15 protein-coding genes and 1 tRNA gene are annotated in these 14,664 nt (G+C 55.9%); 3 read left to right on the plus strand and 13 right to left on the minus strand.

All coding sequences use genetic code 11. From position 1 onward, the window contains the following. Positions 1-125: 125 nt before the first annotated feature. Entirely contained in the window at positions 126-605 is a 480-nt protein-coding gene (locus EBA31_RS21015; protein WP_122080127.1) for a hypothetical protein, read from the plus strand. 25 nt (positions 606-630) lie between these two features. Here EBA31_RS21015 and EBA31_RS21020 read toward each other — a convergent pair. From EBA31_RS21020 to xerD, 6 genes are all read right to left on the minus strand, one after another. Next, positions 631-704, minus strand: a tRNA-Gly gene (locus EBA31_RS21020). Positions 705-873: 169 nt separating this feature from the next. Continuing rightward, positions 874-2,391, minus strand: a complete 1,518-nt coding sequence (gene lysS / locus EBA31_RS21025) for a lysine--tRNA ligase (RefSeq protein WP_122080128.1) — start codon at positions 2,389-2,391, stop codon at positions 874-876. 9 nt (positions 2,392-2,400) lie between these two features. Then, positions 2,401-3,499, minus strand: a protein-coding gene (gene prfB, locus EBA31_RS21030) for a peptide chain release factor 2 (RefSeq protein WP_104410945.1) whose coding sequence is annotated in 2 segments (ribosomal slippage) — positions 2,401-3,423 and positions 3,425-3,499 — 1,098 coding nt in all. Because the reading frame shifts where the segments join, the coding sequence is not laid out codon by codon here. A 166-nt stretch (positions 3,500-3,665) separates the two neighbouring features. Beyond that, positions 3,666-5,399 carry a single-stranded-DNA-specific exonuclease RecJ gene (gene recJ / locus EBA31_RS21035; protein WP_115058104.1) on the minus strand — a complete coding sequence of 578 codons (1,734 nt, stop codon included), beginning with the start codon at positions 5,397-5,399 and terminating at the stop codon, positions 3,666-3,668. Positions 5,400-5,405: 6 nt separating this feature from the next. Further along, entirely contained in the window at positions 5,406-6,122 is a 717-nt protein-coding gene (gene dsbC, locus EBA31_RS21040) for a bifunctional protein-disulfide isomerase/oxidoreductase DsbC (protein WP_115058103.1), read from the minus strand. A 27-nt stretch (positions 6,123-6,149) separates the two neighbouring features. Further along, a complete protein-coding gene (gene xerD / locus EBA31_RS21045; protein ID WP_020828470.1) occupies positions 6,150-7,049 on the minus strand; it encodes a site-specific tyrosine recombinase XerD in 900 nt (299 codons plus the stop codon). A gap of 107 nt (positions 7,050-7,156) precedes the next feature. On the opposite strand from xerD, the gene fldB reads away from it, so the two are divergent. Beyond that, positions 7,157-7,675, plus strand: coding sequence for a flavodoxin FldB (gene fldB, locus EBA31_RS21050; RefSeq protein ID WP_020828471.1), 519 nt, complete (start codon positions 7,157-7,159; stop codon positions 7,673-7,675). A 36-nt stretch (positions 7,676-7,711) separates the two neighbouring features. On the opposite strand, the gene creD is transcribed toward fldB, so the two are convergent. From creD to sdhE, 5 genes are all read right to left on the minus strand, one after another. Next, positions 7,712-9,076, minus strand: a complete 1,365-nt coding sequence (gene creD, locus EBA31_RS21055) for a cell envelope integrity protein CreD (protein WP_122080129.1) — start codon at positions 9,074-9,076, stop codon at positions 7,712-7,714. Positions 9,077-9,160: 84 nt separating this feature from the next. After that, positions 9,161-10,579, minus strand: a complete 1,419-nt coding sequence (creC, locus tag EBA31_RS21060; RefSeq protein ID WP_046372715.1) for a two-component system sensor histidine kinase CreC — start codon at positions 10,577-10,579, stop codon at positions 9,161-9,163. Then, positions 10,576-11,271: a two-component system response regulator CreB gene (gene creB / locus EBA31_RS21065; RefSeq protein ID WP_046372714.1), complete on the minus strand. Its 696-nt coding sequence runs from the start codon at positions 11,269-11,271 to the stop codon at positions 10,576-10,578. The genes creC and creB overlap by 4 nt, the downstream gene beginning before the upstream one ends. Further along, on the minus strand, positions 11,271-11,693 hold the full coding sequence (locus EBA31_RS21070; protein ID WP_122080130.1) for a protein YgfX: 423 nt from the start codon (positions 11,691-11,693) through the stop codon (positions 11,271-11,273). The genes creB and EBA31_RS21070 overlap by 1 nt, the downstream gene beginning before the upstream one ends. Beyond that, a complete protein-coding gene (gene sdhE, locus EBA31_RS21075; RefSeq protein WP_020828476.1) occupies positions 11,674-11,940 on the minus strand; it encodes an FAD assembly factor SdhE in 267 nt (88 codons plus the stop codon). The genes EBA31_RS21070 and sdhE overlap by 20 nt, the downstream gene beginning before the upstream one ends. 322 nt (positions 11,941-12,262) lie before the next feature. Here sdhE and ygfZ point away from each other — a divergent pair, with 322 nt between their 5' ends. After that, complete coding sequence (gene ygfZ, locus EBA31_RS21080) at positions 12,263-13,249, plus strand: tRNA-modifying protein YgfZ (protein ID WP_122080131.1); 987 nt, start codon at positions 12,263-12,265, stop codon at positions 13,247-13,249. A gap of 57 nt (positions 13,250-13,306) precedes the next feature. Here the strand turns inward: ygfZ and EBA31_RS21085 are convergent, their stop codons facing one another. Together EBA31_RS21085 and EBA31_RS21090 are read right to left on the minus strand one after the other, a co-directional pair. Then, on the minus strand, positions 13,307-13,804 hold the full coding sequence (locus EBA31_RS21085) for a DUF2165 family protein (RefSeq protein ID WP_020828478.1): 498 nt from the start codon (positions 13,802-13,804) through the stop codon (positions 13,307-13,309). Positions 13,805-13,968: 164 nt separating this feature from the next. Continuing rightward, positions 13,969-14,643 carry a hemolysin III family protein gene (locus EBA31_RS21090; RefSeq protein WP_020828479.1) on the minus strand — a complete coding sequence of 225 codons (675 nt, stop codon included), beginning with the start codon at positions 14,641-14,643 and terminating at the stop codon, positions 13,969-13,971. Positions 14,644-14,664: the final 21 nt, after the last annotated feature.

Consider the following 14,664-nt stretch of genomic DNA (forward strand, 5'->3'; position numbering starts at 1 on the left):
GGGGATAAATACATTTTCTCTATTCGATTTACAGCATGCCTTATCGGTGTTTTCGATTGTCCGGTCAACAATAAATTACGGGTAATCGACAACTCAGCGACTGCACAACGGAAGGAAACCGCAAAGTGAGACTAAACCGTGCAACCCTGCTTGGTTTACTCAGCATGCTACTATTGCTGCTGGCGCTACTGCCATCACTTTTGAGAATCATTAACGTTTCCAATATTCCTGCGATTTTGCACTCTACGCAAGATGATAACCTGTCGCCTAATAGCCATCAGATCGGGGATATAAATCAACCGGCCAGCGGAAAGCATCAAGGGCAGTTAACCGACAATTCAGCCCTGACGCCGCAAGCCGAGGTCAAAATCAGCCGGGGGGATACCGGAGTCAGATCGGTGTCTAAGCTACGCATAAAATCACTTACGCAAGAGAGCAAAACCCCAAGGATGAATCTGGCAGATTTGCAAAAAAGTGATTCTGGCTTACCGGCCGAAAACACTTTGGCCAAATTCAATTTTCAAATCATCCAGCAGGAAGTGAAAAAATTTATCCGGAAAAGAATACTGTCACGCAAAAAACTAGCGGGTTCGAATTTGGAGTAAATGGAGATGTCTGCAGAAGTGTGCTTGGAGCGGGTGAAGGGAATCGAACCCTCGTATGCAGCTTGGGAAGCTGCCGTTCTACCATTGAACTACACCCGCGTCGGTGTGCGGCAGTCATTATAACCGGTTATCCCTGCCGGGCAAGCGGAGATAGCATGTAACTGCTGATGTTTTAAGCAGTTAGCAGCCATGGGCTTCTTATCCTACCCAACGGGCAAAAAAAACCGGCGCAGTTACCTGCACCGGTTGATATTTACTCTGTGAAACGTTATTTCTGCGGGCGCATGGCCGGGAACAGGATCACGTCACGGATAGTGTGACTGTTGGTGAACAGCATAACCATACGGTCGATACCGATACCCAGTCCTGCAGTTGGCGGTAAACCGTGCTCCAGCGCAGTGACGTAGTCTTCGTCGTAGAACATGGCTTCATCATCGCCGGCGTCTTTCGCATTAGCCTGGTCAGCGAAGCGCTGCGCCTGGTCTTCTGCGTCATTCAGCTCGGAGAAGCCGTTACCGATTTCACGGCCGCCGATAAAGAACTCGAAGCGGTCGGTGATTTCCGGGTTGTTATCATTACGACGTGCCAGCGGGGATACTTCCGCCGGGTATTCAGTAATGAAGGTCGGTTGAATCAGATGGCTTTCCGCCACTTCTTCGAAGATCTCGGTCACTACGCGACCCAGGCCCCAGCTCTTCTCAACCTTGATGCCAATGGATTCGGCGATAGCCACCGCTTTGCCCATGTCAGCCAGATCGGCCAGATCGGTTTCCGGACGGTATTTTTTGATCGCTTCGGTCATGGTCAGCTTTTCAAACGGCTTACCGAAGTCGAACACTTCATCACCGTACTGTACCTGAGTGTTACCCAGCACTTTCTGGGTCAGGGTACGGAACAGGGATTCGGTCAGTTCGATCAGATCTTTGTAATCCGCGTAAGCCATGTAGAGTTCCATCATGGTGAACTCTGGGTTATGACGCGGAGAAACGCCTTCGTTACGGAAGTTACGGTTGATCTCGAACACACGCTCGAAACCGCCGACGACCAGACGCTTCAGGTACAGCTCTGGCGCGATACGCAGATACATATCGATGTCCAGCGCATTGTGGTGTGTCACAAACGGACGTGCGGAAGCACCGCCAGGGATCACCTGCATCATAGGGGTTTCGACTTCCATGAAGCCGCGTTCCACCATGAAGTTACGCATTGCCGCCATGATCTGAGAACGTACCTGGAAGGTCTTGCGCGATTCGTCGTTGGCGATCAGATCCAGATAACGCTGACGGTAACGGGTTTCCTGATCCGCCAGACCATGGAACTTGTCCGGCAGCGGGCGCAGGGCCTTGGTCAGCAGACGCAGTTCGGTACAGTGGATGGACAGCTCGCCGGTCTTGGTCTTGAACAGCTTGCCGCGTGCGCCAACGATATCGCCCAGGTCCCACTTCTTGAATTGTTCGTTGTAAACGCCTTCCACCAGATCGTCGCGCGCAACGTACAGCTGGATACGACCGCCAACGTCCTGCAGCGTGACAAATGACGCTTTACCCATGATACGGCGTGTCATCATGCGGCCGGCTACTGTGACTTCTACGCCCAGCGCTTCCAGCTCTTCGTTGTCTTTTTCGCCGTACGCTGCATGCAGCTTGTCTGACGTGTTGTCACGACGAAAATCATTCGGGAACGCAATGCCGTTCTCGCGCAGCGCAGCCAGTTTCTCACGGCGTGACTGCAACTCGTTATTGAGATCCAACGCCTGATCGGCGCCTTGTGGTTGTTGCTCAGACATTTCTGTTCCTTATAACCCGGCTTTCAAACTTGCCTCAATGAATTTATCCAGGTCGCCATCTAATACGGCCTGCGTGTTGCGCGTTTCAACGTTAGTGCGCAAATCCTTGATGCGGGAATCATCCAGCACGTATGAACGGATTTGGCTGCCCCAACCGATATCCGACTTGTTGTCTTCCATCATCTGTTTATCAGCATTTTTCTTTTGCATCTCAAACTCATACAGCTTGGCACGCAGCTGTTTGAACGCTTGATCCTTGTTCTTATGCTGAGAACGGTCGTTCTGGCACTGCACTACGATGTTGGTCGGTAAGTGGGTAATACGCACCGCCGACTCAGTTTTGTTTACGTGCTGACCACCCGCACCGGAAGCGCGATATACGTCGATACGCAGATCCGCCGGATTGATTTCAATATCAATGTCGTCTTCCACTTCCGGGTAGATAAACACCGAACTGAAGGAGGTATGACGACGGCCACCGGAGTCGAACGGGCTCTTGCGCACCAGGCGATGTACGCCGGTTTCAGTACGCAACCAGCCAAACGCATAGTCGCCGATAATCTTGATGGTGGCGGATTTCAGCCCCGCGACGTCGCCGTCGGACTCTTCAATCACTTCCGTTTTAAAGCCTTTGGCTTCGGCCCAACGCAGGTACATGCGCAGCAACATGCTGGCCCAGTCTTGCGCTTCGGTACCGCCGGAGCCTGCCTGGATGTCCAGGTAGCAATCAGCACTGTCGTATTCACCAGAGAACATACGACGAAATTCTAGTTGCTCCAGCTTGGCAGACAGTTGATCAAGCTCAATGACGGCTTCGTTAAAGGTTTCTTCATCGTCGGCTTCCACCGCTAATTCCAGCAGGCCGGTGACATCTTCGCCACCTTGCTCCAGTTGGTCGATGGTTTCAACGATGGCTTCGAGCGCCGCGCGCTCTTTACCCAGCGCCTGTGCGCGCTCGGGTTCGTTCCAGACGTCAGGCTGTTCCAGCTCCGCGTTGACTTCTTCTAGGCGTTCTTTCTTGGCATCATAGTCAAAGATACCCCCTAAGAACGGCAGTCCGCTCGGACAGGTCCTGAATACGGTTTTTTACCGGATTAATTTCAAACATGGTTTTTAGCGTTCTTTTTCGTTAGATGTCGTCGATGGCGAAATGCCATTAGAACCGGTAATTCTATCGGATCCAGGCGTCAGTTTATAGCGAGTTGCTCAGTTTTTGTGGGCAAGAAATGTGGCCGGGGCAAGGCAGGCTAACCCCGGCTAAAGGGAAGTGCGAATCAACGCGGCCAGAGATGCTGAATCAACAGCTGCACGTTGCGGTTGCCGCGAAACTCATTGACGTCGAGTTTGTAAGCCAGTTCGACCTCACGCACGCTGCTGTCTGGCCACAGCGTGGTATCCACGTTGAAGGCGATACCGTCAAGCAGCGGTCCGCCACCGAGCGGCTCGACCATCAGCTTCAGGTGTTTTTCACCCACCAGCCGCTGTTGCAAAATGCGAAACTTGCCGTCAAAGGTCGGCTCGGGGAAAGCCTGCCCCCAGGGGCCGCCCTCACGCAACAGCTCGGCGGTTTCCAGCGAAAGCTCTTGCAAGGCCAGCTCACCGTCAGACCAGATAACCCCTTCCAGCATCGCCGGATCGAGCCATTCTCCGACCAGATCGCCAAAGCGCTGGCGGAACTCGTCGAATTTGGCCTCTTCCAACGACAGTCCGGCCGCCATGGCGTGGCCACCGAACTTCATCATTAGCCCAGGATTGAGCGTATCCAGCCGTTCCAGCGCATCGCGCATGTGCAGACCGGCTATCGAACGGCCGGAGCCTTTCAAAATGCCCTCGCCCGCCGGCGCGAACGCGATCACCGGGCGATGGAAACGTTCCTTGATGCGTGAAGCCAAAATCCCCACCACGCCCTGATGCCATTCCGGATGGTACATTGCCAGCCCGTACGGCAAGGCGGTGCTGCTGCGTTCCAGTTGGTCGCACAGCTGCAAGGCTTCAACCTGCATGCCTTGCTCAATCTCGCGCCGCGTCAGGTTAAGCGCATCCAGATCGTTAGCCAGCATACGTGCCTGCGCAATATCGTCGCTCAGCAGCAGCGCCACGCCAATCGACATATCGTCCAGTCGCCCGGCAGCATTGAGGCGCGGGCCCAATGCAAAACCAAGATCGTTGGCCGCCAGCTGACGCGCGTCGCGGTTAGCCACTTCCAGCAGCGCACGAATGCCCGGTCTGCACTTGCCGGCGCGAATACGGTTCAGGCCCTGATACACCAAAATGCGGTTGTTGGCGTCGAGCGGCACCACGTCGGCAACCGTACCTAGCGCCACCAGATCCAACAGTTCGGCAAGATTTGGCATCGCCAGCGCCCGTTGTTCAAACCAGCCGCTGTCCCGCAGCCGGGCACGCAGCGCCAGCATCAGGTAGAAAGCCACCCCGACGCCGGCCAGGGATTTGGACGGAAACTCGCAGCCGCGCAGGTTCGGGTTGACGATCGCCTCCGCTGCTGGCAGGGTTTCTCCCGGCAGGTGGTGGTCGGTCACCAGCACCTGTATGCCTTTAGCGTGCGCCACATCGACGCCCGCGTGAGAAGAGATGCCGTTATCCACGGTCAGGATCAGCTCGGCACCGCGCGTCGCCGCTTGCTCCACCACTTCGGGGCTCAGGCCGTAGCCGTCCTCAAAGCGATTGGGCACCAGATAGTCGACGGCACTGCCACCCATACTGCGCAGCGCCAGCACCGTCAGGGCGGTACTGGTGGCGCCATCGGCGTCGAAATCCCCCACTACCATGATGCGACGATGATCGGCCAATGCCTGTTGCAGGATCCCCACGGCGGTATCAATACCGTCCAGTTGCTGCCAGGGCAGCATGCCTTTGACGCTGCGCTCCAGCTCCTGCTCCGCCTTCACACCGCGCAGCGCGTATAAACGGCGCAGTAGCGGATGCAGGCTGGCAGGCAGATGGCTGCCGTCCGCCGTTTCACGACGGCGAAGTTGTGTTTTGATGCTCACCGGCGATTAACCACCGGTTTTAGTTGCGGTCTGATGTGCGTCCAGCATGGCGGCCATCTCTTTCGGTCCCTGATAACCCGGGATCATCATGCCGTTTTCCAAAATGATCGCCGGGGTACCCTGAATGCCGAACTGCACACCGAGCGCGTAGTGTTTGCTGATGTCGGTTTTACAGGTTGCCGGGGACACTGCGTCGCCTTTCATTGCCTGGTCGAAAGCTTTGGCTTTATCAGCGGTACACCAGATGGACTGCATGTCTTTTTCGGCCTGGGAATTCAACCCCTGACGCGGGAACGCCAGATAGCGGACGGTAATGCCCAGATCGTTATACTCTTTCATCTGCTCGTGCAGCTTGTGGCAATAGCCGCAGGTGATATCGGTAAACACGGTGATCACGTGCTTTTGCTTCGGCGCTTTATAAACGATCATCTGATCTTTCAGCGCTTCCAATTTGCCGGTCAGCAGTTGATTGGTGACGTTGACCGGCTCTTTGCCACTGACGTCGTACAGCGGGCCTTGCAGAATGTGTTTGCCGTCTTCGCTCACGTACAGAACGCCGTTATCGGTCAGCACGGTTTTCAGGCCGCTCACCGGTGAAGGCTGCACGTCCGCCTGCTGAATGCCCAGGCTGCCAAGCGCTTTTTGAATTGCCGCATCGTCGGCATGGGCCGCGCCGGTTACAGAAGCCACCAGCAGAGAGAGCAGCATTAAACCTTTCTTCATTCTTCCAATCCTTTTGAACCCGGCGTGTCAGGCACGCGGGTGGTGCTGTTGATGTAGCTGTTTAAGCCTTTCGGTCGCTACATGCGTATAAATTTGCGTGGTCGAGAGATCGCTATGTCCCAGCAACATCTGTACGACACGAAGATCCGCCCCATGGTTCAGCAAATGGGTGGCAAAAGCGTGGCGCAACACGTGCGGCGACAGCCTCTCGCTGTCTATACCCGCTAGGATCGCATAGTGTTTGATACGATGCCAGAACGTCTGTCGGGTCATTTGCTGGCAACGATTGCTGGGGAACAACACGTCCAGCGCCTGGCCGTTGACCATCCACGGGCGGCCGTGTTCCAGATAATTTTCGATCCAGTACACCGCCTCTTCACCCAGCGGCACCAGCCGTTCCTTGTTGCCTTTGCCTATCACCCGCACCACGCCCTGGCGCAGACTGACGTCGCTGATGGTCAACCCGACCAGTTCGGAGACCCGCAACCCGGTGGCGTACAACACTTCCAGCATCGCCTTATCACGCAGTTCCAGGGGCTGATCGACACAGGGAGCCTGCAGCAACGCATCGACCTGCGCTTCGCTGAGATCTTTCGGCAACCGCTGCGGCAGCTTAGGTGAGGCAAGCAGCGCGGTGGGATCGTCGGTGCGCATATTTTCACGGTACAAATATTGGAACAGGCGGCGCATCGCGCTCAGCAAACGCGCGGAGCTGGTAGCTTTGTAGCCGCCCTCCACCCGTTCGGCGAGAAACGCCTGCAGATCCAGCGCCTGCGCCTTTACCAGCGAAATGTTTTGTTGGTTCAGCCAGGCGACCAGCGCCTGCAGATCCAGCCGGTAAGAGGCCAGCGTATTCTCTGCCAGATTGCGTTCGAGCCACAGCGCATCCAGGAATTGCTCAATCAACGCATGATCTTGCTGTTGCACGCGGTCCTCTCTTTGTTACGTTTATGCCACAGGCATTATGCCTTAAACCGGTACAAATCGGGTATACTCGACGCAATTCTACCTACGGCAATATAAACGGTTTACACATGAAGATTGGTCTGTTTTACGGCTCCAGCACCTGCTACACCGAGATGGCGGCAGAAAAAATCCGTGAGATTCTGGGTGAAGACCTGGTCGACCTGCACAACCTGAAAGACGTCTCTCCCAAGCTGATGGAAGAGTACTCCATCCTGATCCTCGGCATCCCCACCTGGGACTTCGGTGAGCTGCAGGAAGACTGGGAAGCAATTTGGCCGCAGTTGACCACGCTGGATTTGAAAGGGAAAATCGTTGCCATGTATGGCATGGGCGATCAACTCGGTTACGGCGAATGGTTCCTCGATGCACTCGGCATGCTGCACGATCATATCGCCCCGCTCGGCGTACAGTTTATCGGCTTCTGGCCCATCGACGGCTTCGAGTTCACCAGCCCTAAACCACTGAGCGCCGACGGCAAACACTTTGTCGGCCTGGCGCTGGATGATGTGAACCAATACGACATGAGTGAAGACCGCATGCAGCAGTGGTGCGAACAGATCCTATTGGAAATGGAACCCCTGCTGTAATGCCTTTGGGCGCGGTTGCCGCGCCCAATTGCTTGCCTATTTCCACAACCGGAAGCGGTTTTCCTCTTCTCCTGCTGGCGTCTCGCCGCTCAAACGTGCCGGGTCGGCCACCTGATACCAGTCCAGCTTGCGCGTCAGCAGCATAATCCCCGCCAAAATCGCAAACAGCAACCCCGCGCCCAGCACCAATGCGTTATCTTCCGACTGCAGCAGCAGGTACAGCACGCCATACAGCATCAGCAGGCTGACGGCGAACAGCGTACCGCGTAACCGGCCGCGCAGAACCGCACTGAGATAAAAGGCGATCAGTCCACTGCAGGCGATACTGGCCAGCAGATAGGCAGTGGCGAAACCGAAATGTTCAGAGAACGCCAGCAGGATCAGGTAGAACAGCACCAGCGCCGCGCCGACCAACAGATATTGAATCGGATGCACCCGCAGCCCGGTCAGGGTTTCGAACAGGAAGAACGCCATAAACGTCAGGCCGATAAACAGCACTGCGTATTTCACCGCGCGTTCGGTCAGTTGATAGTGATCTACCGGCTCGATCAGGCTGGTGCTAAAAGCCGGCAGTTTGTCTTCGTCGAGGATCCCGTCATCGTAGTGAAAAGCACTGTTGATATTGTTAGCGAACCAGGTGCTGCGCCAGCGGGCGCTAAATCCTTTCTCCGTTACTTTGCGCTCGTCCGGCAAGAAGTTGCCGAGGAAGTTCGGATGTGGCCAGTTGCTCTGCAGCGTCAATTCGCTGCTGCGCCCAAGCGGCACCAATGACAGGCTGCTGGTTCCCGCCAGCGTAAGGGTGAAATCGGCATCCAATCCGGATTTCTGCAGCGAAGCCAATGTTAGCGGAGCATGGATCCCCTGCGGCAACACGTTTACCTGAGTGCCCGGTTCGAAGGTCGTCTGCGACTGCGTGCTGATAAGCGGCGAGATGCTCTTGATACCACGTGAATCACTCAACGAGACCAACAGGAAAGGTTGGCCAATCACGACATTGCTGCGTTGCAGGTCACTCAAATCCGGCTGACCGAATTTCACCTGAAACTTCAGCGGCCCTTGGTACACCTGCGTTTGGTAAATCCCCAGCTTGCGCACTTCCACGTTCGGCTTGCCGTTCACCTGCAGGTTTTCCGGCAGCAGATAGCGATGATGTCTGACCATTTGCACCACTTTCTGCCCCTTATCGTCGGTCTTTTCTTCCCTTTCGGTGTAAGGAATGACAATCAACGGCCCCAAAATACGCTGTGCGCGGCTGGTGCTTTCACTTACCTGCCCCACCACGCTCTGGCGGTAGCCGCTGCGCTCTTCAATCACATTCATTAACTGCGTCACCGGGATAATCATCAAAATCATCAATCCCAGCAGGGTGGCTATTTTCCAAAACAGTACCGATTTCATCATCGCTGCGCGCTCCTTGTAGGTAATGGCGCCACGATAATGGCCTTCGGTGAAAGCAGGATGTGGTTATGTGAAGGGAAAGTGAAGTCAGAGAGATAAGGTGAAAATAGCCGCCACGCCGTGCGGTTGACGATTGTGCAACCGGATAGATCCCCGGTGCAAACGCGCCACTTCCTGTACAAAGCTCAGGCCCAGGCCGCTGCTTTTCGGCTTGTCGGCCCGTGCCAGCGAATAGAAACGCTCGAACACTTTGTCCAACGCGTAATCCGGGATACCGCTGCCGTCGTCGCTGACGGTGATCCGGTAATGGCCTTCATCGCGTTCGCCACGCACGCTGATCGTGCCGCCCGCGGGGGTGAAATCCAGCGCATTGTCGAGCAAATTGGTTAATGCCTGGCCGATCAGTAACCCATCGCCGGTCAGGGTGATCTCTTCTAGAGCGTCTACCTGCAATAAAATACCGCGCCGTACCGCCTGCGCTTCCTTGCCGGCTACCGCCTGACGCACCAACGCCGCCATCGCGATCGGTGCCGGTTCCAGCCCGGGGCGGCTTTCCAGCCGCGCCTGAACCAGCAGCTTGTCCACCAGTTGCTGGATGCGCGTACTCTGTTGTTCGATATTGGTCAGAAAGCGCTGAGCGGTAGCCGGGGGTGGGAACTCCTGCAACAGCTCCGCTGCGCCGCGGATCGCCGCCAAGGGGCTTTTTAACTCGTGGGTCAGAGTGTGCACATACTGTTCGATGTAGGCTTTGCCCTCCAGCTTCACCCGCATGCTTTCGAGCGCCTGCGCCAGTTGCGTCAGCTCATGGCCGCCCATTTTTGGCAGAGGCACGCTTTCACCTTGCGCGACACCGTCGGCGTAACGCACCAATCGACCAATCGACCGGTTAATCCACCAGACAAAACCCAAACCAATCAGCAATGCAATGCCCAGCAGCAGCGCCCCAGCCCAAAGAATGCGGCGTTCGCTGCGTTTGATCACCGGCGCCATGGTGCTGTTGGGTTTTCCGACGCTAAGCACGCCGATTATCTTGCCTTGCTCCAGCACCGGCGCGGCGACATACATCACCGAGCTGTTTTCATCCTGTGGATCACTTCGCGTACTGCGGGCGCCATACTGGCCGCGCAGCGTCAGATACACGTCATTCCAGCGAGAATAATCCTGACCCAATGCCCTGCCGCTAGAGTCAAAAATGACCTTACCCTGCCGATCGGTAAGATAGACATGATATTCGCTGCGATCTTTTCGAATACCGGCAATATTGGCGCCAATGGGCCGTTGATTGAGTTGGGCGAATGCCTGCGCCAACTGGCCGTGTGCGACGTCAGTACGCTGCATGTCCAGACGCGCGATTTGCGCCAGCAGGTTGGCGGTATCCACCAGCGTGCCTTCGGTTGCGCGCCGCACGCCAGGCTTCACTTCCTGCACGAAAATGCTCAGCACGAAATAGCCCGCGACCGCCACAATCAGGAAATACCCCAGCAGCAGGCGCAGGCCTATTCTCATGGTTGGCGGCTCACGCTATAGCCCAAGCCACGATGCGTATGAATGGGCGGTTCGCCCGGATCGATCTGACGTAGCTTGGCGCGCAAGGTTTTGATATGGGTGTCGACAGTGCGGTCCAGGCTCTCTTCCGCCTGGGCCCAAACGCTGTCCATCAGCTGTTGACGGGAAAATACCCGGCCGGGCGCCAGCAGTAAGGTTTTTAACAGCAGGAACTCATAGCGGGTCAGCAGTAACGGCTGCTGATGGTAATAAATGGTCGCCGCCGGTTCATCCAGCCCAAAAGGGCCGAAGTTATACAGCGTGGGCTGCTGCAAGCGCTGTTGTTTTTGCAAACGACGTAAAATGGTACGAACGCGGGCGCTGACCTCTCGCGGGGAAAAAGGCTTGGCGACGTAGTCGTCGGCACCGATTTCCAGCCCGATCAGGCGATCGAGCTCGTCGCTGCGAGCCGTAAGAAAAAGAATGGGCAAATCCGCCGCCTGCGACAGCAGACGGCGACACAGTTCAAAACCGTTGATATCCGGCAAGCCGACATCGAGGATAGCCAACGCGGGCGCCCCTTGCGCCAATGCTTGCAAGGCCGGTTCGCCACGTTCGAACCAGCGCACCTGAAAGCCTTCGCTCTCGAGGGTATAAATCAGCGTATCGGCAATGCTGGGTTCATCCTCCACCAGCCACAGCGTCGGCTTCATCAGGGTTCCTCATCATCACTGGCCGGTGGATACAACAGCTGTTGGCGCAAATGTCGCCATTCGGCCTTGGCCATGCTGTCGGAGGCCAACCATAAGCGACGACGCTTTTTCCCCTGCATCGGTTGCAACGTCAGCAGAATACCGAAGCGCAGCATCCAGGGTTGCTTGGCCAACTGCCATTCCTGGCCTTGCCAGCCCACACGCTGGTGCTCCAGCAGGCGTAACTCCCCCTGACGCGACGCAATGCGTTTTTGGCTACGTATGCATTCAAACACCACCAGCGTCAGCAACACCAGCCAGATTGGCCCGTAGCCTTCCGGCCAGGGTGAAATCAGGATCAGCAGGATCAGAACGCCATGCGTCAACAGCGAAAGTAACTGGGTGCGCCAGGAAATACGAACATCACATCGCCACTGGGCCACGGTCTTTATTTCGCGTCTGGATCAGTGTCACCATTCTCTGCAGTTCACTGTCCTGCGGAGCGCCATGATTCATCAGCCAGTTGAACAAATCGGGATCGTCACTCTCAAGCAGGCGGATAAACAGCGCTTTGTCTGTGTCATTCAACCGATCGTACTCATATTCGAAGAACGGCATGATCGAGATGTCCAGCTCACGCATGCCACGGCGACAAGCCCAGTGAATACGTGCTTTGTTATTAATATCCATGTTGTTATGACTAACCTCTTTTCAGCGTGGCAACGCCATCGCAGGGTTCAACCGACACACTGTATGGCAACACCGGCGCGATATAATTCCATCAGCCAAAGATCTGTCTGCAAGGGTAACCTTTGGCCGCAAGCCTATAGAGTAACAATTTGACATACTCGCCGGGAAGGACGTTCTCTGCCTAAAACGTAATTAAGCGCTAAATGTCAAAAAAAGCGCTGCTGCAGCGACAAGCGTGAATAACAGTTTGCAAAGCCCGCCGCCTCTTTTACCATGGGGCCAACACACCTTCAGGTAAGCTAACGTTAAGCAGGATCTTACTATGGCGTATAAAATTCCATTTCCACCCCGTCAGCCTTCCGCCTCTTCCCATCTGCCCCTGACCTTAATCTCGCTGGAAGATTGGGCACTGGTGACGCTGAACGGGCCCGACACGGTAAAATACCTTCAGGGCCAGGTGACCGCTGACATCGAAGCGCTGGCGGCGGACCAACACGTGCTGTGCGGCCACTGCGACGCCAAAGGCAAAATGTGGAGCAACCTGCGTCTGTTCCACCGTGGCGAAGGCTTTGCCTATCTGGAACGCCGCAGCGTGCTGGACAGCCAACTGGCTGAAATCAAAAAATATGCGGTGTTTTCCAAACTCACCATCGCCGCCGATAACGAAGCGGTGCTGCTGGGCGTAGCCGGTTTTCAGGCGCGTGCGGCGCTGACGGGTATTTTCAACAGCCTGCCGGACGCGGAACATCCGGTGGTGCAGGACGGTGAAACCACCCTGCTGCACTTCACTTTACCGGCGGAACGTTTTCTGTTGGTTACCACCGCAGCGGTAGCCGAACAACTGGTCGCCAGGCTGCACGAACAGGCGGAACTCAACGACAGCCAACAGTGGCTGACGCTGGATATCGAAGCCGGTTATCCGGTCATTGACGCCGCCAATAGCGGGCAATTGATCCCACAGGCCACCAATCTACAGGCACTGGAAGGCATCAGCTTTAGCAAAGGTTGCTACACCGGTCAGGAAATGGTGGCGCGCGCCAAATTCCGCGGCGCCAACAAGCGGGCGCTGTACTGGCTGGAAGGCAAAGCCGGACGGGTGCCACAGCCGGCCGAGGATCTGGAACTGCAGTTGGGTGAAAACTGGCGCCGTACCGGCACGGTGTTGAGCGCCGCCAAACTTGCCGACGGCACGCTGTGGGTACAGGTGGTGTTGAATAACGATCTGGAAGCCGACAGCAAGCTGCGCGTGCGCGATGATGCCAGCAGCGAATTGGCGATCAGACCGCTGCCGTATTCACTGGAAGCCTAGAGTACCTCCCGGCTTTATCTGGGGGCGCAACCTGTTGCGCCCCTGCTGACATATCCGTTACTCGTCTAACTCCCCATCGCGTTGCACCAGGTAAATCAGCACCAGAATAATGGTGACAAAGAACCGAAAGGCGTCCGGCACTCCGTTCCATTGTTTCGACATCCACATGCCGAACCATTCGCCCCCCACCGACATAAACCCCACCTGCCAGGTCAGAAAACCGAGCGTCAGCCCCACCACCGCCAGTTTTTTCTTTCTGTTGAACGCCACGGCGGGCAGTTTCAGACCACACAGCAGGCGCACACCGCCCACCCAGCAGAGCAGTGCCGTTAGGCTTTCCAAGAAAATAATGCCGATGTAACCGGCATGATGCAGCCAGGGAGACTGTATGGAACGGTAGGTGATGGTGGCATCTGGGAAAATGGTGTCCATCATAAAGACATGACGCACAAAGGCGAAGTTGGAACCGTAATCCGTAATATTGCCGAAAGCCACCAGGGTGGCAAATAGCGCAATCGCGCACACCAGCAGCGCTTTGGATAAGCGAATAATCATATTGATGAGTCCTGAAAGATTAACGTAAACACCGAAGGTGCAAAGTCGGGCTCAGGAATAAACAGAAAAATGGGCTTGCTGGATACCCGAAAGAAACAAGCGCCTCTTTTTTAACTTAAAAGAAACGCTTAATCAACATGATACTAACGCTGCAGGGGTGCCCGTCAGACGTAAAGATAAATCGCCATAAAGTGGCACAGGCTGCCGCCGAGCACGAAGCCATGCCAGATGGCGTGTCCAAAGCGGAATCGCTTCGAGGCGTAGAAAATCACCCCCAGGGTGTAAACCACGCCGCCGACCGCCAGCAGCGTCACGCCGCCTAAGGCCAGACGCGTCGCCAACTGATAGATCACGATCAGCGACAGCCAGCCCATGGTCAGATAGGTCACCAGCGACAGCGCTTCAAAACGGTGGGCGAACGCCAGTTTGAACAGCACGCCCAGCAGCGCCAGGCCCCAGATAACCGCCATCAACCCCTTGGCCAAGGGTGAGTTCAACCCCACCAACAGAAACGGCGTGTAGGTACCGGCAATCAAAAGGTAAATGGCGCAGTGGTCAAACTTTTTCAGCCAATGCTTGGCCTTTTGATGGGGGATCGCATGGTACAGCGTGGAGGCCAGGAACAGCAGGATCATGCTGCCGCCATAAAGACTGTAGCTGGTAATGGCCGTGACATCGGCACCGCTGTCGACCGCCTGCACCAGTAGCAATACCAGGCCGACAATGCCAAAAACCAACCCGATACCGTGGCTGATGCTGTTGGCTATCTCCTCCGCCCACGGATAGGCCGCAGCGGCGATTTTTTCAGTCCCGGCTTTCACTACACCCGTTTTTCCCATAAAGCACAACCCCTCAAAACG

Source organism: Serratia sp. P2ACOL2 (assembly GCF_003691565.1).
Classification (GTDB): Bacteria; Pseudomonadota; Gammaproteobacteria; order Enterobacterales; family Enterobacteriaceae; genus Serratia; species Serratia liquefaciens.